The 18328-nt window shown below is 64.4% G+C and carries 15 protein-coding genes; 6 read left to right on the forward strand and 9 right to left on the reverse strand.

The window, feature by feature from the left end; genetic code table 11:
• Position 1: 1 nt before the first annotated feature.
• The 4 genes from H1B27_RS04075 to H1B27_RS04090 form a co-directional block, all read right to left on the reverse strand.
• On the reverse strand, positions 2-388 hold the full coding sequence (locus H1B27_RS04075; protein WP_061880138.1) for a VOC family protein: 387 nt from the start codon (positions 386-388) through the stop codon (positions 2-4).
• A 202-nt stretch (positions 389-590) separates the two neighbouring features.
• Entirely contained in the window at positions 591-2549 is a 1959-nt protein-coding gene (locus H1B27_RS04080; protein WP_197965084.1) for an ABC transporter ATP-binding protein/permease, read from the reverse strand.
• 54 nt (positions 2550-2603) lie between these two features.
• Positions 2604-4757 (reverse strand): hybrid sensor histidine kinase/response regulator family protein, encoded by a 2154-nt coding sequence (locus tag H1B27_RS04085; protein WP_197965085.1) that lies wholly within the window; start codon positions 4755-4757, stop codon positions 2604-2606.
• A gap of 249 nt (positions 4758-5006) precedes the next feature.
• Positions 5007-6620, reverse strand: a complete 1614-nt coding sequence (locus H1B27_RS04090; RefSeq protein WP_197965086.1) for a GMC family oxidoreductase — start codon at positions 6618-6620, stop codon at positions 5007-5009.
• 424 nt (positions 6621-7044) lie between these two features.
• Here H1B27_RS04090 and H1B27_RS04095 point away from each other — a divergent pair, with 424 nt between their 5' ends.
• Complete coding sequence (locus H1B27_RS04095; RefSeq protein WP_197965087.1) at positions 7045-8208, forward strand: GAF domain-containing protein; 1164 nt, start codon at positions 7045-7047, stop codon at positions 8206-8208.
• Between the two features lie 136 nt (positions 8209-8344).
• Here the strand turns inward: H1B27_RS04095 and H1B27_RS04100 are convergent, their stop codons facing one another.
• From H1B27_RS04100 to sdhC, 4 genes are all read right to left on the reverse strand, one after another.
• Complete coding sequence (locus H1B27_RS04100) at positions 8345-9127, reverse strand: succinate dehydrogenase iron-sulfur subunit (RefSeq protein ID WP_027573040.1); 783 nt, start codon at positions 9125-9127, stop codon at positions 8345-8347.
• A 107-nt stretch (positions 9128-9234) separates the two neighbouring features.
• Positions 9235-11070, reverse strand: a complete 1836-nt coding sequence (gene sdhA / locus H1B27_RS04105; RefSeq protein ID WP_197965088.1) for a succinate dehydrogenase flavoprotein subunit — start codon at positions 11068-11070, stop codon at positions 9235-9237.
• A 3-nt stretch (positions 11071-11073) separates the two neighbouring features.
• Positions 11074-11448, reverse strand: coding sequence for a succinate dehydrogenase, hydrophobic membrane anchor protein (gene sdhD / locus H1B27_RS04110; RefSeq protein WP_376708965.1), 375 nt, complete (start codon positions 11446-11448; stop codon positions 11074-11076).
• 38 nt (positions 11449-11486) lie between these two features.
• On the reverse strand, positions 11487-11885 hold the full coding sequence (sdhC, locus tag H1B27_RS04115) for a succinate dehydrogenase, cytochrome b556 subunit (protein WP_061880145.1): 399 nt from the start codon (positions 11883-11885) through the stop codon (positions 11487-11489).
• A 524-nt stretch (positions 11886-12409) separates the two neighbouring features.
• Here sdhC and H1B27_RS04120 point away from each other — a divergent pair.
• Positions 12410-13270 carry a sulfite exporter TauE/SafE family protein gene (locus H1B27_RS04120; protein WP_197965089.1) on the forward strand — a complete coding sequence of 287 codons (861 nt, stop codon included), beginning with the start codon at positions 12410-12412 and terminating at the stop codon, positions 13268-13270.
• Positions 13271-13384: 114 nt separating this feature from the next.
• Here H1B27_RS04120 and H1B27_RS04125 read toward each other — a convergent pair whose 3' ends face one another.
• A complete protein-coding gene (locus H1B27_RS04125; RefSeq protein ID WP_197965090.1) occupies positions 13385-14914 on the reverse strand; it encodes a malonate--CoA ligase in 1530 nt (509 codons plus the stop codon).
• Positions 14915-15000: 86 nt separating this feature from the next.
• On the opposite strand from H1B27_RS04125, the gene H1B27_RS04130 reads away from it, so the two are divergent.
• From H1B27_RS04130 to H1B27_RS04145, 4 genes are all read left to right on the forward strand, one after another.
• On the forward strand, positions 15001-15762 hold the full coding sequence (locus H1B27_RS04130) for an SDR family oxidoreductase (protein WP_197965091.1): 762 nt from the start codon (positions 15001-15003) through the stop codon (positions 15760-15762).
• A gap of 399 nt (positions 15763-16161) precedes the next feature.
• A complete protein-coding gene (locus H1B27_RS04135) occupies positions 16162-16716 on the forward strand; it encodes a fasciclin domain-containing protein (RefSeq protein WP_028179646.1) in 555 nt (184 codons plus the stop codon).
• Positions 16717-16899: 183 nt separating this feature from the next.
• Positions 16900-17529, forward strand: a complete 630-nt coding sequence (locus H1B27_RS04140; RefSeq protein ID WP_197965092.1) for a cytochrome b/b6 domain-containing protein — start codon at positions 16900-16902, stop codon at positions 17527-17529.
• Positions 17530-17539: 10 nt separating this feature from the next.
• A complete protein-coding gene (locus H1B27_RS04145; protein ID WP_197965093.1) occupies positions 17540-18322 on the forward strand; it encodes a molybdopterin-binding protein in 783 nt (260 codons plus the stop codon).
• Positions 18323-18328 lie beyond the last annotated feature (6 nt).

The following is an 18328-nucleotide window of genomic DNA, read 5'->3' on the forward strand; positions in this document are numbered from 1 at the left end:
CCTATTCCGGCGCGTGGCAGACGGCCTCGATATTGTGGCCATCAGGGTCGAGCACGAACGCGCCGTAGTAGTTCGGGTGATAATGCGGGCGGATGCCGGGCGAACCGTTGTCGCGGCCGCCGGCCGCGATTGCGGCCTTGTAGAATGCGTCGACCGTGGCGCGGTCCTTGGCACGAATGGCGACATGCACCGGCTTGTTCATGGCGCCTTCGCCGCCGATCCAGAAATCGGGCTTGCCCTCGGCGCCGAAGCCCGCGGCGGAAGCGTGGCCGGTCTGCTCTGCCGTGACCTCCATGATCAGGCTGTAGCCGAGCGGCGCCAGCGCCGTCGTGTAGAATGCCTTCGCGCGTTCATAGTCGGAGACCGAGATACCCAGATGGTCGATCATCGCAACCTCTCTTGTTCGCTCCTGTCAGCGTGACAGCAACGTATTGCTTCGGTTCCTGCATGTCATCGCGAAACCGCGCGCATAGCCGGTTTTACCGGCGACTCCAACGCTCGATCGCAGGTGCCGGGGCGCGAAGCGAACCCGAGATCCATGACCATAGGAAGGAGTGTTGCGCGAGACGCCCACTCCGAGAGAGAGGACCTTACGCCGCCTTTTTCGGCGGCGCCTTGCGCTGGCGCAGAAAGCGGCCGAGCAGCTTGCGCTTGCCCTTGCGCGGAATCAGGTCGATGTCGCTGACAAGCTTGGCGCCGCCCTTGCGCCGCTCCAGCACGATCTTGCGGCTGTGGAAGGCCTCCAGCTCGGCGCGATGCGCGACGCTGACGATCGTGGCCTTCGGCAGCGCGTCGGTGATCATCTTCATCATCTTGTCCTGGCCCTTCTCGTCGAGCGCCGAGGTCGCCTCGTCGAGCACGACGATGTCGGGGTTGTGCAGCAGCAGCCGCGCGAAGGCGAGGCGCTGCTTCTCGCCGCCGGACAGCGTCTGTTCCCAGGGTCCTTCCTCTTCGATCTTCTCCTTGAGATGATCGAGTCCGACCTTGTGCAGGGCTTTGCCGATCTCCTCGACGGTCCAGTGATCGGCGGCGCCTGGATAGGCGACCGCCCGCCGCAAGGAGCCGGAGGGCACGTAAGGCCGCTGCGGCAGCATGAACAGCCGCCGATCGGCATGGAAGTTGACGGCGCCGCCGCCCCAGGGCCATAGGCCTGCGATGGCGCGCACCAGCGTGCTCTTGCCGGTGCCGGATTCGCCGGCGACCAGCAGCCGTTCGCCGGGCTCGATCACGACCTCGGTCTCGCCGACCACGGCGGTGCCGTCGTCGAGCGTGACGGAGAGATCCTTCAGCTCCAGCATGGCGTCGTTGCGCGTCTCGCCGCGCTTGATGCGACCAAGGCCGGCGCCCTGCTCGGCGCGTTCGAGGCCGTCGAGCGACATCATCAGCGAGGCGATGCGGCGCGCGCAGGCATTCCAGTCGGCCAGCCGGGGATAATTGTCGACCAGCCAGCCGAACGCGCTCTGCACGATGGTGAAGGCGGAGGCCGCCTGCATCACCTGTCCGAGCGTCATGCTGCCGTCGAGGAATTTTGGCGCGCAGAGCAGCAGCGGCACCACCGGCGCAACGAGGCTCGATCCCTGCGACACCAGCGTGGTGCGCATGTGCTGGCCGGCGAGTCGCGCCCATTGCCGCAGCACGCGGGTCAAATTGCGGTCGATGCCGTCGCGCTCTTCCTGTTCCCCGCCGAGCAGCGCAATGCTCTCGCCGTTCTCGCGCACGCGCGTCAGCGTGTAGCGGAAGTCGGCTTCAGCCTGGTTCTTGTCCTCGGAGACCTGGACGAAGCGCCGGCCGATCACCACGATCGAGCTGGACGCAATCGCGGCGTAGAGGATCGCGGCGATCACCAGGAAGCCGGGGATCGTGACGGCCGAGCCGCCAAGCGTGACGGTGAGCGCGCCGCCGATGGTCCAGAGCACGACGATGAAGGTTACGGCCGACAGCAGCGCGGACGTCACGCCGGCGAGGAAATCGACTGGGGAGTCGGTCGCAATCCGCAGATCCTCGGCGATCCGGTATTCGGGATTCTCGTGATCGCCGCCGACCAGGTTGAGCTGGTAGTAGCGCCCGTTCGCGAGCCAGCGAGTGAGGACGCTCGCCGTGAGCCAGGCCCGCCAACGCCGCTGGATTCCCATGCGCGCGAACACCTGCGCCACTGCCAGCGCGATGCTGCCGATCGCGAGCGGGAAGAACACCACCGTGAGATGGAAGACACTCGCCGCGTCGCGCTTCTCGATGGCGTCGAAGATCGCGCGATTCCAGACATTGATGCCGTATTGGAAGCCGACCGTCAGCACGATCAGCAGGCCGAGACCGATCGAGAACGGCCAGGCGAGGCGGTTGCCGTTGCGGCCCCAGAAGCCGCGAGCGCTGATCCAGAACCGCGTCAGCAGATAATCCTTGCGGGCCTGCTCGGCTTCCTCGGCTGAGAGCTCGGGGTCGGGTTCGAGCAGCTCGGGCGGGGGCGGTGCTACGTCATCGCCGGTCTCGCCTTTGATCTCCACAATGGGCGGCTTGCTGCCCTCCTCGTGCGTTGTGGCCGGCTTGTGCATGAGCGGACAACGCACAAGGAAATCAAACGGTTCCCTTCGGTTCCGGTCGCCGGGTCACTCGGCGGCGCCGTCGCTGACGTGCCGCAGCCGCGCGGCCCGGTGCAGAACGCGCGATAATTCCTCGATCGAATAGGGCTTTTGCACGAGATCGCAGCCGGCCGCGCCCTCCTGTGACAGGGCCTGGCTGTAGCCGGTGGTCAACACGACCGGCACGGCGATGCCGCGCTCGCGGATCGCCCGTACCAAATCGAGCCCGGTCATCCCGGGCATCACCACGTCCGAGAGCACGACGTCGAAGCGATCCGCGTCCACTGCGAGCTCGGCAAGCGCATCGGCGGCATTGTCGATCAGCGTGATGCAGTAGCCGAGCTCGGTGAGGCCATCGGCGGCGAAATTGGCAAGCTCGATATTGTCCTCGACCACCAGCACCGACATGCCGGTACCGGCCATTGCCGGCGCAGTGTTGGGCGCCTGGCGCTGCGGCAGCAGCTCCGGCGGCACGCGCGGCAGGTAGAGCGAGAAGGTGCTGCCGTGTCCTACCTCGCTCGTGACAGTCACTTCGCCGCCGGACTGCCGGGCGAAGCCGAACACCTGGGACAGGCCGAGACCGGTGCCGTGGCCGATCTGCTTGGTGGTGAAGAACGGCTCGAAGATGCGCCCGAGCCGTGCGGCGGGAATGCCGACACCGGTGTCGCTGACGTTGACGCGGACGAAGCCATGGTTTGCCAAGGTCTGGCTCGCCGAAAGCTTCGCCAGCGTGTCCGGAACCGTCGTTGCGGCCTCGACGCTGAAAACGATCGTGCCTTTGCCCCGCATGGCATCGCGCGCGTTGGTGGCCATGTTGATCAGCGCGGTCTCGAACTGGCTGGCATCGGCATCGACGAGGTACGGTTCCGCCGGTAGCTGCATGACGATCTCGATCGCGGGACCCAGCAGCGTGGCGAGCATGTCGTGCAGCGATTGCAGCCGCGCACCGACGTCGAACACCTCCGGCTTCAGGGTCTGGCGCCGCGCAAAGGCGAGCAGCTGCGAGGTCAGCTTGGCCGCGCGCGCGACCGAATCCGCAATGGCCGTGATGTAGCGCTGTCGGCGCTCCTCCGTCAGCTGCGGCCGGTTCAAGAGGTCGACCGAAGCGCGGATCACCGTCAGGAGATTGTTGAAGTCGTGCGCGACGCCGCCGGTGAGCTGGCCGAGCGCCTCGAGGCGCTGGCTGTGCCTGAGCGCCTCCTCGGCCTCGCGCCGCTTTGCAGCTTCCGCCTGAAGGTGCCGCGTTCGCCGCAACGCGAGCGCCAGCAACAGAAACAGCAGCGCGGTCGCGGGAACGCCGAACACCAGATGCTGGCCCATGGTGGCGAACCAGCGCGCGCGGATCGCCGAGGTCTCGAGCCCGGCACTGACATAGATCGGATATTCGGCGACACGCCGGTAGGCGATGCGCCGCTCGATGCCGTCCGAGGGCCAGCCGATGGTGATGAGGCCGTGCTCGGGTTGAGCCGAGATCTTCTGGCCCAGCGGTCCGGCCGGATCGAGCCGAAGCTCGCGGTCAAGCCGGGGGAAATGCGTGAGCATCGCGCCGTCGGTGCGGCCCATCGCGAAGAAGCTGCCGGGATCCGATCCAATTCTGGCGTAGAAACTTTCGAAATATTCCGGCAGGACCGAGGCCTGGATCACGCCGATGAAACTGCCGTCGTCGGAGTCGCGGCGGCGGCTGACCCCGAAGAAGCGCGCGCCCTGATAGGGTGGCCGTGGCGTCAGGGCCGTGCCGATGAAAGTGCCGATGCCATGGTCGATGTGGGCGTAGAAGTAATCGCGATCGGCAAAGCTGAGGTCCGGCGGCGGCGAGACGAGGCTGTTGACCAGCGCTTTTCCGTTGGCATCGAAGATCCAGGCCGATTTCAGCTGCGGCAGCGCATCGGTCAGTCGCTTGAGGCGCCGATGCAGTGCGGGTTCCCGCGCGCGGATGATGTCGTCCGGCAAGCCGCGCACGACCTCGTTGAGCTCGGCGAGGCTGCGGTCGATGGTCTCGAACACCTTGAGCGCGTGCTCATGAGCGACATCGACCGTCCGCTCGATCTCCCGGTCGGCCATATCTCTGGTGGACGTGTAGGAGATCCTGGCGGCAACGGCGAAGAGCGCAATCGGCAGCGCCAGGGATGCCGCCATCATCCACTGCAACAGCCTCAGCGAGTTGCGTTGCGCCCTCTGCACAGTCGCTCCGGTCCCTGATCGTAAGCTTAACTGAATTTCGCGCCGGGAAGGAAGTCGGTTGCGATCGTAACCATTGGTTGCAATTTTATGGATTCGCCCGCCGTGCGGGTCAAGAACGATTCTACTCAAATGGGGGCAGGTCTTGGAATGTCACGCATGATCGGCCAAGGGGCGGCAAGTTCGTGGCATGCAGAGCAACGGAGCGGAGGCCGGCGCATCCGCTCTCCAACGCGCTACCGGAGGGCGGCGTCAGATATCGTGCTCGTCGCGCAGCGCGCGGGCCGCCTTCTCCCCGATGATGACGCACGGCGCCATCGTGTTCCCGGTGGTGATCCGCGGCATCACCGAGCCGTCGGCGATGCGAAGCCGGTCGATGCCGTAGACCTTGAGCTTGCCATCGACCACGGACATCGCATCACGTCCCATCTTCGCCGAGCACGTCTGATGCCAGTAGGTCACCGCGGAGTCGCGCACGAAGCGTTCCATCTCGGCGCCACCGAGAGGTCCGGGCATCGACTCGCGCGCCACCAGCGGCTCGAAGGCGCTTGTATTGCCGAGCGCACGGCAAACATCGACGCAGGCGATCGCCGTCTTCACATCGTCAGGATGCGACAGCATGTTGGCTTCGATCCGCGGCGTCGCAAGCGGCTCGGCGTTTCGGAGCCTCACCCTGCCTCGGCTCTTCGGCAAGGCAAGGCCGGCGAACATCGTCCAGCCATGGGCAGGCGCGCGGCCGGCCGTCTCGGGGCTCGGCACGGGAAACTCGACCTGGCAGAACAGCAGGTCGGGAGTCCTGAGTGCAGAATCGGATTTCCAATAGAGCGTCGCCCCGTTGCCGGTGTTGCGCGGCGCGATCGGCTCGCGATATTCCCAGATGCATCCGAACGATACGTGATCCTGCAGGTTCTGCCCGACACCGGGCAGGTGCTGGACCACGGGTATACCAAGCATTCGAAGCTCGTTCTCATCGCCGATGCCGGAGCGCATCAGCACGGACGGTGTCTGGATTGCACCGAGTGCGAGCACGACCTCCCTGGACGCGTTGATCCGCAATGTCTTGCCGTCACGCACCGCCTCGATGCCGACGGCCCTCCCGCGTTCGAGCAGGACGCGGGAGACCTGCGTGCCGGTCAGCAGGGTGAGATTGGGCCGATCGAGATAGGGATAGGTATAGGCGCGGAAGATGGAATGGCGTCTGCCGTTGCGGACCAGGATATCTGTAACGGCGCAGCCGCCTTCGCCCTCCATCATCTCACCATTGGAGCTCTCGAAAGTCGGAATACCGATTTCCTCTGCTGCATCGAGCATGGCCAGGGCGGCGGGACCGGGATTCGGTGACGGCTGCACGAAGACGGGGCCCCCGGTGCCGCGATGGCGTGGATCGGGCTTGCCTTGCCAGTTCTCGATCTGCCGGAAGATCTTCGAGACTGCGTCGTAACCCCAGGATTGATCGCCGGTTTCCTCGGCGAAGAAATCCCAATCACTGCGGTGACCCCGCGCCCATAGCATCACATTGATGCTGGAGCCGCCGCCGAGAACCTTGCCCATCGACATTGGAAGCGCACGGCCGTTCAAATGCGGATTGGGCTCTGCGACAAAGCCCCAATCGGTCGCGCTCCCGAGGTTGCCCGGCCAAGCCGCCGGCTCCATGACGGTCGGCACCTCGTCGCTTCCCCCTGCTTCGATCAGCAGAACAGTGACGGAGGGATTTTCGGCGAGGCGGCGCGCGACGACCGACCCGGAACTGCCAGCGCCGCAAACGACGAAGTCGTAACTGCCGCTGGAATTTTCGTGGAGGCGACGCTGATTGGCAGCAACGCGGTCAGCAAACTCCGGAAGATCGGAAGGCAGAAAGTCACTCATGAGGATGCTCCAGACAAATCGACGGTGCGGGAGACGCAACGCGCCAGGGAAGACGGCGGTAAGGGAGATGAAGAGGGGGGCGTCGCCGGGACGAAGCTCGGTCGAGAGGCGTCACGGATCGCGACATTCCCGTGGTTGAGAGTGTGTGAAGTGGCCAGCCGCGCAGCGGCTCGGCTTGCGCGAGGACGATTCGCCGGGCGGCCCAGGGCCAGAGCCCGGCTTCTTCCAGAGGAAGACGTGCCTCTCGGCAATTCGCATCTGCCATGCAGTACGAAGCAATCCTATCAGATTTATCAAATCTATCGTTATCATCAGATTTATCAAAATAGCAGCTATCGGCTCTTGTCAACACAAGTGGGAGCACGACATTGTGAGGCCTGGGACGAGGCCGGCCGGCGCGCGGTCGGGGGTAAAGATGGATGGTATGGCCAAGGACATTCTGACGACGGCGGAGGCTGCCAGGATACTGGGCGTCTCCGTCCGGACGGCGCAGCTGCTGATCGAAGGCGGCTCGATCCCGTCCTGGAAAACGCCGGGGGGTCATCGCCGCGTCTACCGCCGCGACGTTCTCGGGCTGATCGCCGGCTCCGGCGAGCCGCCGATGCTTGCTTCCGCCCGGGTGATCCTCGTTGCACGGCAAGAACGCATGGCTGATTACAAGGCGGCCTTGGCGAAGGTCAATTTCTGTGTCGTCGAGAGTTACTCCGACATCTACACCGCGCTGCTTGCGATCGGCACGCGGTTGCCGGCTGCCGTTGTGATCGAAGCCGAAACATCGGACGCCAGCAGACTCGCCATGCTGGAGAGCCTGCGCGCCGATCCATCAGTCGGCAGTACCGAGATCCTTGTCGTTGGGCGCTCGGCTGCGACCCGGCGATCAGGCGGGAGCGGGCCGGGCTCCAGAACGACGGTGTTCGTCGACGAATTGCCGGCGTTGCCTGCAGCCATCGAAGCCCTTTTCAAGGCCGCCGCCGCACACCCCTTTCCGTTCGAGACGCCGCCTTCCTTTCCCTTCCCGGACAATGAGGGCCAGCGGCTTCTCGCACTCGAACGCTCTGGCCTCGTCGACACGCCGCCTGAAGATTCATTCGATCGCCTGACCTGGCTGGCGGCGCACAGCCTTGATGCTCCCGTGGCACTGCTGACGATGCTGACCCCGACCCGACAATGGTTCAAGTCGCGCTATGGGCTCGATATGGTCGATACGCCGCGCGGCTGGGCGTTCTGCAACTACACCATTCTGCAGAAAGGTATCACCGTCGCCGAGAACCTCGCGACCGACTCGCGTTTTGCGGAGAATCCGGCGGTGAAGGGTGAGCTGGGGTTTCGGTTCTACGCTGGCTGCCCAGTGAGCGATCCCGACGGCTTTACCCTGGGATCGCTCTGCGTGATCGACACTCGGCCACGCGCGCTAGACGAGACGCAGAAGCAGATACTTGCCAATCTCGCCGCGCTCGCCTCGGACGAGATTAAGTTGCGCGCCACGGACCGCCAACTGCGCTGGGCAATCGAACGCGGGAACTCAAAGCCTGGCGCGGCGGCAGCGTCGCCCCTGCCTGGCACCAAGCGTGTCGTGGAGCATCAATAAAGCGCGATGGGATCGGGTGATCGACGTCGCGCCTGGATCATCGTTTGAGAATGATCTTATGCTTCGGTTCTGATTCGATCAGAGCCGACAACGCTCCGGGCCGCACTGAGACGCGTCGTCGCTCACACAGGGCCGATCAGATCTGGCGCTCGACCATCTTGAGCTTGAGCTCGGCGATGGCTTCCGCCGGGTTCAGTCCCTTCGGGCACGCCTTGGCGCAGTTCATGATGGTGTGGCAGCGGTAGAGGCGGAACGGGTCCTCGAGATTGTCGAGACGCTCGCCGGTTGCCTCGTCGCGGGAATCGGAGACCCAGCGGTTGGCCTGGAGCAGCGCGGCAGGTCCGAGATAGCGCTCGCTGTTCCACCAATAGCTCGGGCACGAGGTCGAGCAGCAGGCGCACAGGATGCACTCGTAGAGGCCGTCGAGCTTCTCGCGGTCCTCGTGGCTCTGGCGCCATTCCTTCTGCGGCGTCGGCGAGGTCGTCTTCAGCCAGGGCTCGATCGACGCATACTGGGCGTAGAAGTTGGTGAGGTCGGGGACGAGGTCCTTCACCACCGGTTGGTGCGGCAGCGGATTGATCTTCACCGCGCCGTCCTTGACGTCGTGCATCGAGCGGGTGCAGGCCAGCGTGTTCTGGCCGTCGATGTTCATGGCGCAAGAGCCGCAGACGCCTTCACGGCAGGAGCGGCGGAAGGTCAGCGACGGGTCGATGTGGTTCTTGATCCAGATCAGGCCGTCCAGCACCATCGGACCGCAATCATTGGTGTCGACGTAATAGGTGTCGACGCTCGGATTCTTGCCGTCGTCGGGATTCCAGCGATAGACCTTGAACTCGCGGAGCTCGGTCGCGCCCGCAGGCTTCGGCCAGGTCTTGCCGCCAGTGATCTTGGAATTCTTCGGAAGTGCGAATTCAACCATTGCTCTAACCTTTCGTCATTCCGGGATGGTCCGACGGACCAGACCCGGAATCTCGAGATTCCGGGTTCGATGCTGCGCATCGCCCCGGAATGACGGCTACTATTCGATCAGTACACGCGCGCCTTCGGCGGGATGTACTGTACGTCGTTGGTCATGGTGTAGTCGTGAACCGGGCGATATTCGATCCTGACCTTGCCGGCATCGTCCAGCCAGGCCAGCGTGTGCTTCATCCAGTTCTTGTCGTCGCGCTCGGAGAAGTCCTCGCGCGCATGGGCGCCGCGGCTCTCGGTGCGGTTGGCGGCCGAGTTCATCGTCACCACCGCCTGCGAGATCAGGTTGTCGAACTCCAGTGTCTCGACGAGGTCCGAATTCCACACCAGCGAGCGGTCGGACACGGCGATGTCGGTGATGCCGCTGTGGACCTTCGCGATCAGGTTCTGGCCCTCGCTCAAGACTTCGCCGGTGCGGAACACCGCGCAATTGCTCTGCATCACGTGCTGCATGCCCTCGCGCAGCTTCGCGGTCGGCGTGCCGCCAGAGGCGTAGCGGAAATGGTCGAGGCGGCCGAGCGCCATCTCGGCCGAGTTCGCCGGCAGCTCGGGCTGCTTGCCGTTCGGCGTCAGCTTCTCGGCGAGGCGGAGCGCCGCGGCGCGGCCGAACACGACGAGGTCGATCAGCGAGTTGGAGCCGAGGCGGTTGGCGCCGTGCACGGAGACGCAGGCGGCTTCGCCGATCGCCATCAGGCCGGGGATGACCGCGTTGTCGTCGCCGTCCCTCTTGGTCAGGACTTCGCCGTGATAATTCGTGGGGATGCCGCCCATGTTGTAGTGCACCGTCGGCACGATCGGGATCGGCTCGCGCGTCACGTCGACATTGGCGAAGATCTTTGCGGATTCCGAGATGCCCGGCAGGCGCTCGGCCAGCACGGCGGGATCGAGATGGTCGAGATGCAGGAAGATGTGATCCTTCTTCTTGCCGACGCCGCGTCCCTCGCGGATCTCGATCGTCATCGCGCGCGAGACCACGTCGCGCGAGGCAAGGTCCTTCGCCGACGGCGCATAGCGCTCCATGAAGCGCTCGCCCTCGGAGTTGACGAGATAGCCGCCTTCGCCGCGCGCGCCTTCGGTGACGAGGCAGCCCGAGCCGTAGATGCCGGTCGGATGGAACTGCACGAACTCCATGTCCTGCAGCGGCAGGCCGGCGCGCAGCACCATGCCGCCGCCGTCGCCGGTGCAGGTGTGCGCCGAGGTGCAGGAGGCGTAGGCGCGGCCATAGCCGCCGGTGGCGAGGATCACGGTCTGGGCGCGGAAGCGGTGCAGCGTGCCGTCGTCGAGCTTGATCGCGATGACGCCACGGCAGGTGCCCTGGTCGTCCATGATCAGGTCGATGGCGAAGAATTCGATGAAGAATTCGGCCGCGTGGCGCAGCGACTGGCCGTACATGGTGTGCAGCATCGCGTGGCCGGTGCGGTCGGCGGCGGCGCAGGTGCGCTGCGCCTGGCCCTTGCCGTAGTCCAGGGTCATGCCGCCGAACGGGCGCTGGTAGATCTTGCCGTCCTCGGTGCGCGAGAACGGCACGCCCCAATGCTCGAGCTCGTAGACCGCCTCGGGCGCGTTGCGCACCATGTATTCGATCGCGTCCTGGTCGCCCAGCCAGTCCGACCCCTTCACGGTGTCGTACATGTGCCAGCGCCAGTCGTCCTTGTGCATGTTGCCGAGCGAGGCGGAGATGCCGCCCTGCGCCGCGACCGTGTGCGAGCGGGTCGGAAACACTTTCGTGATGCAGGCGGTGCGAAGTCCGGCCTCGCTGCAGCCGACCACCGCGCGCAGGCCGGCACCGCCGGCGCCGACCACGACGACGTCGTAGGTGTGGTCCTCGATCGGATAGGCTTTGCCGTTGGTGGCGGGAGCGCCGTTGCCCGTGCCATTCGTTGTGGCGGCCATGGGTTACACTCCGGAAGAAAGTTTCAGGATCGCATAGGTCGAGGCGAGTGCGACGGCGATCGAGAAGAAGTTGTTGAGCATGATCGCGGTGAGCTTCAGCTTCTCGTTATGGACGTAGTCCTCGATCACCACCTGCATCCCGATCTTCATGTGCCAGGCGCTGGCGAAGATGAAGAGCAGCAGGATCACCGCGATCGGCAGCGAGCCGAGGATCTGGGCCGCGCCGGCCTGGTTGCGGCCGAGCAGCATCATCACGATGACCAAGACCGGAATCATCAGCAGCGTCATGGCGACGCCGGTGATGCGCTGGCGCCAGAAATCGGAGGTGCCGGAATGCGCCGCGCCGAGATTGCGGACGCGGCCGAGCGGGGTGCGCATGGACGGCGGCTTGGGAGAGCCGTGGGATTCGCTGTAGCTCATCGTCCGCCTCCGATCGCATAGGCGATGATCCAGATCAGCACCGTCAGCACGATGCCGCCGATCAGCGCGCCCCAGGTCAGGGCTTCGCGCTCGTTGGCCTTGAAGCCGTAGCCGAGGTCCCACACGAAATGCCGGATGCCGCTCAGCATATGGTGCATCAGCGCCCAGGTGTAGCCGAACACGATCAGGCGGCCGATGATGCTGCCGGTGAAGGCCTGGACGTGGGCGTAGGCGGTCGGGCCGGAGGCTGCCGCGATCAGCCACCAGGCCAGCAGCAGCGTTCCGACGTAAAGAGCGATGCCGGTGGCACGGTGAACGATGGACAGCGCCATCGTCAGGGTCCAGCGATAGGTTTGGATGTGCGGCGAAAGCGGTCGTTCGATCCGTGCGGTCATGGGCGGCTTTTGATGTTTGTTGCGGCCCAGCATGGGGCGCGCGGGGATCGCGAAAGGTCGGCTCTATTTACGGAGTCGATTTGGCCGGCGCAATCACCAAATCGCCATAAATCGAACTTGGGTTCAGCTCTATGGTCTTGATGAACCAAGGCCAATCCGGCTCTTGGTATACCAGACCGGCGGTCCACCAGCCAAGATAGGAATATAAATTCATATTTTGGGTCGACCAGGCAAGGCGCATTGAAATCGCTATTGGAACGCCTCTAATCCACCCATTTGCCATCGGCGGTTCGTGCCGGCCAGCGCATCGGCGCAGCCTGCCGCTCATTTCCTGGGACGGATCTTCGCACGCAGCTCAACGGCGCCTTGGCGCGCTGACAGCCGATATGCGCAGCTCGCATTCCACCCCAGCCGGGCTGCCCCGGCGTGTCGACCAGATCAGGCAGATCGCCTACAGCTTTGCCCGCAGTCAGATCCGAGCCAATGCTTCGGAGTAGCTGCGCCAGTCGACGGGGCAGTTCGGGGTGATCGCAGGTCTCGATATCAAGGAAATCGTCGAGCTCGCGCTGCTGCTGATCGCAACCGGCGCGCTCTCGGGATTTCTGGCCGGCGTGTTCGGCATCGGCGGCGGCGCGATCCTCGTGCCGGTTTTCTATGAATGCTTCCGTATCGCCGGCGTGCCGCTCGAGGTGCGGATGCCGCTGTGTGTCGGCACTTCGCTCGCCGTGATTATCCCGACCTCGATCCGCTCGTTCCAGGCGCATTACAAGCGCGGGGCGGTCGACATGTCGATCCTGCGCGTCTGGTGGCTGCCGATCGTGATCGGCGTCCTCGCCGGCAGCGTCATCGCGCGCTACGCGCCGGAGCGGCTGTTCAAGATCGTGTTCGTGGCCGTCGCCTGGTCAGCCGCGGTCCGGCTGATCTTCGCGCACGAAACCTGGAAGCTCGGCGATGATCTGCCGAAGGGCCCATTGATGCGCGTCTATGGCTTCTGCGTCGGCATCTTGTCGACCTTGATGGGCATCGGAGGCGGCCTGTTCTCGAACCTGCTGATGACCTTCTATAGCCGTCCGATCCATCAGGCCGTCGCGACCTCGTCGGCGCTCGCGGTGCTGATCTCGATTCCCGGCGCGCTCGGCTACATCTATGCCGGCTGGCCGGCGGCGGCGAAATATCCGGCCGTCGCGGCCCTGCAGGCTCCCTTCGCGCTCGGCTACGTCTCGCTGATTGGTGCCGTGCTGGTGATGCCGATGAGCCTCGTCACCGCGCCGCTGGGCGTGAAAGCCGCGCATGCGATGTCGAAGCGCACGCTGGAGGCCGCGTTCGGGTGTTATCTGTTGATCGTGGGCAGCCGGTTTGTGCTGAGTCTGGTGGGCGGACAGTAGCCGTCACACCCTCCGTCATTGCGAGCGTAGCGAAGCAATCCAGAATCTTTCCGCGGAGGCCGTCTGGATTGCTTCGTCGCAAGGGCTCCTCGCAATGACGAAAGCTAAAGCGCCTCACTTCTTCGCGTAGATATCCTTGTACGCGTCACGCAGCACGTTCTTCTGCACCTTGCCCATGGTATTCCGCGGCAGCTCGTCGACGACGAAGACGCGCTTGGGCATCTTGAACTTGGCGAGCCGGCCATCGAGCGCCTTGAGCACCGAGGCTTCGCTGACATCGGCACCTTTGTTGCAAACGAGAACCGCCGTGACGCCCTCGCCGAAATCGGCATGCGGCACGCCGATCACGGCGGATTCGACCACGCCCGGCATGGCGTCGATCTCGCTCTCGATCTCCTTCGGGTACACATTGAAACCGCCGGAGATCACGAGATCCTTGCCGCGGCCGAGGATGTGGACGTACCCCTTGCCGTCGATCTTGCCGAGATCGCCGGTGATGAAGAAGCCGTCGGGCCGGAACTCGGCCTTGGTCTTCTCCGGCATGCGCCAATAGCCCTTGAAGACGTTCGGGCCCTTGACCTCGATCATGCCGATCTCCTCGCGCGGCAATTCCTTGCCGGTCTCGGGATCGGTGACGCGAACGGAGACGCCGGGAAGCGGGAAACCGACCGCGCCGGGCACGCGCTCGCCGTCGTAGGGGTTCGACGTGTTCATGTTGGTTTCGGTCATGCCGTAGCGCTCGAGCACCGCATGTCCCGTGCGCGCCGACCATTCGCGATGGGTGTCGGCGAGCAGCGGCGCAGAGCCCGAGACGAACAGCCGCATGTGCTTCGTGGTCTCGCGCGACAGCGCGGGGTTCTGCAGCAGGCGGGTGTAGAAGGTCGGCACGCCCATCAGCACCGTGGCGCGCGCCATCAGCTTGATGATCAGATCCGGGTCGAGCTTCGGCAGGAAGATCATCGACGCCCGCGCAAACAGCGTCACGTTCGTCGCCACGAACAGGCCATGCGTATGGTAGATCGGCAGCGCGTGGATCAGGACGTCCTTGTCGGTGAAGCGCCAATAATCGACGAGCGAGAGCGAGTTCGACGCCAAATTATCGTGCGTCAGCATCGCGCCCTTGGAGCGGCCAGTGGTCCCCGAGGTGTAGAGGATCGCGGCGAGATCGTCGTTTTCGCGCGCCACTGTCGCGAATTCGCCGCTCGCCTTGTCGGCGGCCTCCGTCAGCGAGCCCTTGCCGTCGGGCCCGAGTGTCTCGACCTTGGCCTTCACCTTGGCGGCAATGGGGGCGAGGCCTTCTGCTTTGGAGGGATCGCACACCACGAGCGCCGGCTCGGCATCGCCGATGAAGTAGTCGAGCTCGTTCAGCGTATAGGCGGTGTTCAGGGGCAGATAGACCGCGCCGGCGCGCACGGTGCCGAGATACAGCACGATATTGGCGACCGACTTTTCGACCTGCACCGCGACGCGGTCGCCCGGCTTCACGCCGCGGGCGACCAGCACGTTTGCCATCTGCCCCGCGCGCGCGATCAGATCGCCATAGCTGATATGGACGCCGTCATGCGTCTCGATCGCGAGCCGCTTCGGATCGTCCAGGCCATCGAACAGGCGGGAAAACAGGTTGGCGTTGGCAGCTTGGTTCATGCAACATTCCTCGCCGGCAGAGGCCGGTCAAAACCGAGGGCTGGATTAGCAAAAACCGCCCCGCAGAAGCAACGGAGACAGTTTGCATGTTAAAAAACGGGAAACGCGTGGCCTGGGTCACGGGCGGCGGCAGCGGGATCGGGGAAGCCGGCGCCGAGGCGTTGGCTGCCGACGGCTGGACGGTGGTGGTCTCGGGCCGCCGCAAGGATGCCCTGGATACCGTGGTTGCCAGGATCATAGGGACGGGCGGAGCGGCCGAGGCCATTGCGCTCGACGTCTCCAATGCGGCCGAGGCCCAGAAGGCGGCCGATCAGATCGTCGCAAAGCACGGCCGCATCGACCTGCTGGTCAACAATGCCGGCATCAATCTTCCCAAGCGCAGCTGGAAGGACATGGAACTGGAGGGCTGGGACAAGCTGGTCCAGGTCAATCTCAACGGCGTGCTCTATTGCATGCGCGCCGTGCTGCCGACGATGCGCAAGCAGCAGGACGGCGCGATCATCAACGTCTCGTCCTGGGCCGGTCGCCACGTCTCGAAGATGCCGGGCCCGGCCTACACCACGACCAAGCACGCGGTGCTGGCGTTGACCCATTCCTTCAACATGGATGAATGCGTCAACGGCCTGCGCGCCTGCTGCCTGATGCCGGGCGAGGTGGCGACCCCGATCCTGAAGCTGCGCCCGGTGGTGCCGAGCGAGGAGGAGCAGGCGAAGATGCTGCAATCCGAAGACCTCGGCCGCACCATCGCCTTCATCGCGTCGATGCCGCCGCGTGTGTGCATCAACGAGCTCTTGATCAGCCCGACGCATAATCGCGGCTTCATCCAGACGCCGAACAACAGGGATTGAGACGCGACGACCGCGCGGCAATCTCTCCTCGTCGTCCCGGGGCGCGACAAAGTCGCGAGCCCGGGACCCATAACCACAGGGAGTGGTTTGGCGAAGACTCGGAGTGACCGTCTCGCGCGACAGCCTCTTCCTGTGGCTATGGATCCCGGATCTGCGCTCCGCTTCGCTCCGCTTGTCCGGGACGACGGCGGAGAGTTTGGCGCACACTCCCCGCACGAACATCCCCACGCATAGTTTCACCCATCACAAAGAATTTTTCTCCGAAACCGCATCGCAAACCCTCCCGTAGTTCGGTCCAACGACGGCACTGCTGCATCACTTCTCAACTGTCGCAGTCGCCGTTGTTGCCCAACTCAAACGCCGGCCATCGCCGGTCACCATTCAATCGGGAGACTTTCCATGTCGAAGCGCATTGCCTATCTCGCTGCCGCCGCCTTCAGCGCCCTCGCCATCACCGCGACCGTCGTCGCGCCGGCCAGCGCCGAGGAGAAGACCGTCATGGTCGGCGGCGCTGCGATGTTCCCGTCGAAGAACATCGTGCAGAACGCGGTCAACTCGAAGGACCACACCACGCTGGTGGCGGCCGTGAAGGCGGCGGGCCTGGTGCCGACGCTGGAAAGCAAGGGTCCGTTCACGGTGTTCGCGCCGACCAACGCCGCCTTCGGCAAGCTGCCGGCCGGCACCGTCGACAATCTGGTCAAGCCCGAGAACAAGGCGACGCTGACCAAGATTCTCACCTACCATGTCGTGCCCGGCAAGCTCGCGGCCTCCGATCTCACCGACGGGAAGAAGATGAAGACCGCGGAGGGCGAGGAACTGACGGTGAAGAAGATGGACGGCAAGACCTGGATCGTCGATGCCAAGGGCGGCACCTCGATGGTGACGATCTCCAACGTCAACCAGTCGAACGGCGTGATCCATGTGGTCGACACCGTGCTGATGCCGGCGACGTAACACCGCGCGATCCTGTTTCATCCCCGAACAGGGTGCTTTGAGGACGGCGAGCCGGGGGTGCCCGGCTCGCCTTTTTGTGACCGCAATAGGCTCGCGGCATCGATTCCATGCCGGACAGGGCGTAACGAAAGCGGAAACTTCGGCGTATAATTACCATCAGACGATCTTCAGGACGGAACCAGCATGGCGAGTCTCACAGTGACCGACGAGCGGGTCGGGGCCACCCCGGCCAAAGTGATCCAGCCGGCATGGGTGCGGATCATGCACTGGGTCAACGCGCTTGCCATGATCCTGATGATCCTGTCGGGCTGGCAGATCTACAACGCCTCGCCGCTGTTCGGCTTCAGCTTCCCGCGCGAATATACGCTTGGCGGCTGGCTCGGCGGCGGCCTGCTCTGGCACTTTGCGGCGATGTGGCTGCTGATGATCAACGGCCTCGCCTATCTCGTCACCGGTATCGTCACCGGCCGCTTCGCCAAGAAGCTGCTGCCGATCACGGCGTCCGGCGTGCTTCACGACATCAGGGCCGCGCTCACCTTCAAGCTCGGTCACGACGATCTCACCGTCTACAACTACGTGCAGCGCCTGCTCTACGCCGGCATCATCGTGGTCGGCGTGCTGATCGTGCTGTCGGGGCTTGCGATATGGAAGCCGGTACAGCTCTATTACCTCGTGATGCTGTTCGGCGATTATCCGGCCGCGCGCTATGTCCACTTCTTCTGCATGGCCGCGATCTGCGCATTCCTCGTCATCCATGTCCTGCTCGCGCTGCTGGTGCCGAAGAGCCTGCGCGCCATGATCATCGGTCGCTGAGGAGGAGACTATGGCAAAGCGCTCATTCCTGATCCCCGGCGTCGACAAGCGGCTCCTGATCAAGGACTCCCTCAAGACGATGCCCGATGTCACCCGCCGCCGCTTCATCGCAGGCGGTGCCAGTCTCGGGGCGCTGACGCTGCTCACCGGCTGCGACGTCGTCGACTCGTCCTCGGCCGAAACCATGCTCGCCAAGGTCTCGAAGTTCAACGACGCCGTGCAGGCCTGGATGTTCAATCCGGATGCGCTGGCGCCGACCTTTCCCGAGAGCGCGATCACGAAGCCGTTTCCGTTCAATGCCTATTACGATCTCGACGACGCGCCCGATATCGACGGCAAAGACTGGAAGCTCGAGGTGCGCGGTCTCGTCGACAACAAGAAGTCCTGGACGCTGGACGAGCTCTACAAGCTGCCGCAGGTCACGCAGATCACGCGTCACATCTGCGTCGAGGGCTGGAGTGCGATCGGCAGCTGGACCGGGACGCCCATGCGCGACTTCCTCAAGCTGATCGGCGCCGACACCCGCGCCAAATATGTCTGGTTCCAGTGCGCCGACAAGGACGGCTACAACTCGCCGCTCGACATGCGCTCCGCGCTGCATCCGCAGACCCAGATGACATTCAAATATGCGAGCGAGATCCTGCCGCGCGCCTACGGTTTCCCGATGAAGATCCGCGTGCCGACCAAGCTCGGCTTCAAGAACCCGAAATACGTGGTCTCGATGGAAGTCACCAACGACTACAAGGGCGGCTATTGGGAAGACCAGGGGTACAATTCATTTAGTGGAAGCTAACCTCGA

Source organism: Bradyrhizobium diversitatis (assembly GCF_016031635.1).
Lineage (GTDB): Bacteria > Pseudomonadota > Alphaproteobacteria > Rhizobiales > Xanthobacteraceae > Bradyrhizobium > Bradyrhizobium diversitatis.

Excerpts from the sequence above, each read along its gene's own strand:
- H1B27_RS04140 (WP_197965092.1), top strand. The coding sequence starts at position 16,900 with ATGGCGAGTCTCACAGTGACCGACGAGCGGGTCGGGGCCACCCCGGCC.
- sdhC (WP_061880145.1), bottom strand. The coding sequence starts at position 11,885 with ATGACCGCACGGATCGAACGACCGCTTTCGCCGCACATCCAAACCTAT.
- H1B27_RS04135 (WP_028179646.1), top strand. The coding sequence starts at position 16,162 with ATGTCGAAGCGCATTGCCTATCTCGCTGCCGCCGCCTTCAGCGCCCTC.
- sdhD (WP_376708965.1), bottom strand. The coding sequence starts at position 11,448 with ATGCGCACCCCGCTCGGCCGCGTCCGCAATCTCGGCGCGGCGCATTCC.
- H1B27_RS04130 (WP_197965091.1), top strand. The coding sequence starts at position 15,001 with ATGTTAAAAAACGGGAAACGCGTGGCCTGGGTCACGGGCGGCGGCAGC.
- H1B27_RS04095 (WP_197965087.1), top strand. The coding sequence starts at position 7,045 with ATGGCCAAGGACATTCTGACGACGGCGGAGGCTGCCAGGATACTGGGC.
- H1B27_RS04090 (WP_197965086.1), bottom strand. The coding sequence starts at position 6,620 with ATGAGTGACTTTCTGCCTTCCGATCTTCCGGAGTTTGCTGACCGCGTT.
- H1B27_RS04125 (WP_197965090.1), bottom strand. The coding sequence starts at position 14,914 with ATGAACCAAGCTGCCAACGCCAACCTGTTTTCCCGCCTGTTCGATGGC.
- H1B27_RS04080 (WP_197965084.1), bottom strand. The coding sequence starts at position 2,549 with ATGCACAAGCCGGCCACAACGCACGAGGAGGGCAGCAAGCCGCCCATT.
- H1B27_RS04075 (WP_061880138.1), bottom strand. The coding sequence starts at position 388 with ATGATCGACCATCTGGGTATCTCGGTCTCCGACTATGAACGCGCGAAG.
- H1B27_RS04145 (WP_197965093.1), top strand. The coding sequence starts at position 17,540 with ATGGCAAAGCGCTCATTCCTGATCCCCGGCGTCGACAAGCGGCTCCTG.
- sdhA (WP_197965088.1), bottom strand. The coding sequence starts at position 11,070 with ATGGCCGCCACAACGAATGGCACGGGCAACGGCGCTCCCGCCACCAAC.
- H1B27_RS04100 (WP_027573040.1), bottom strand. The coding sequence starts at position 9,127 with ATGGTTGAATTCGCACTTCCGAAGAATTCCAAGATCACTGGCGGCAAG.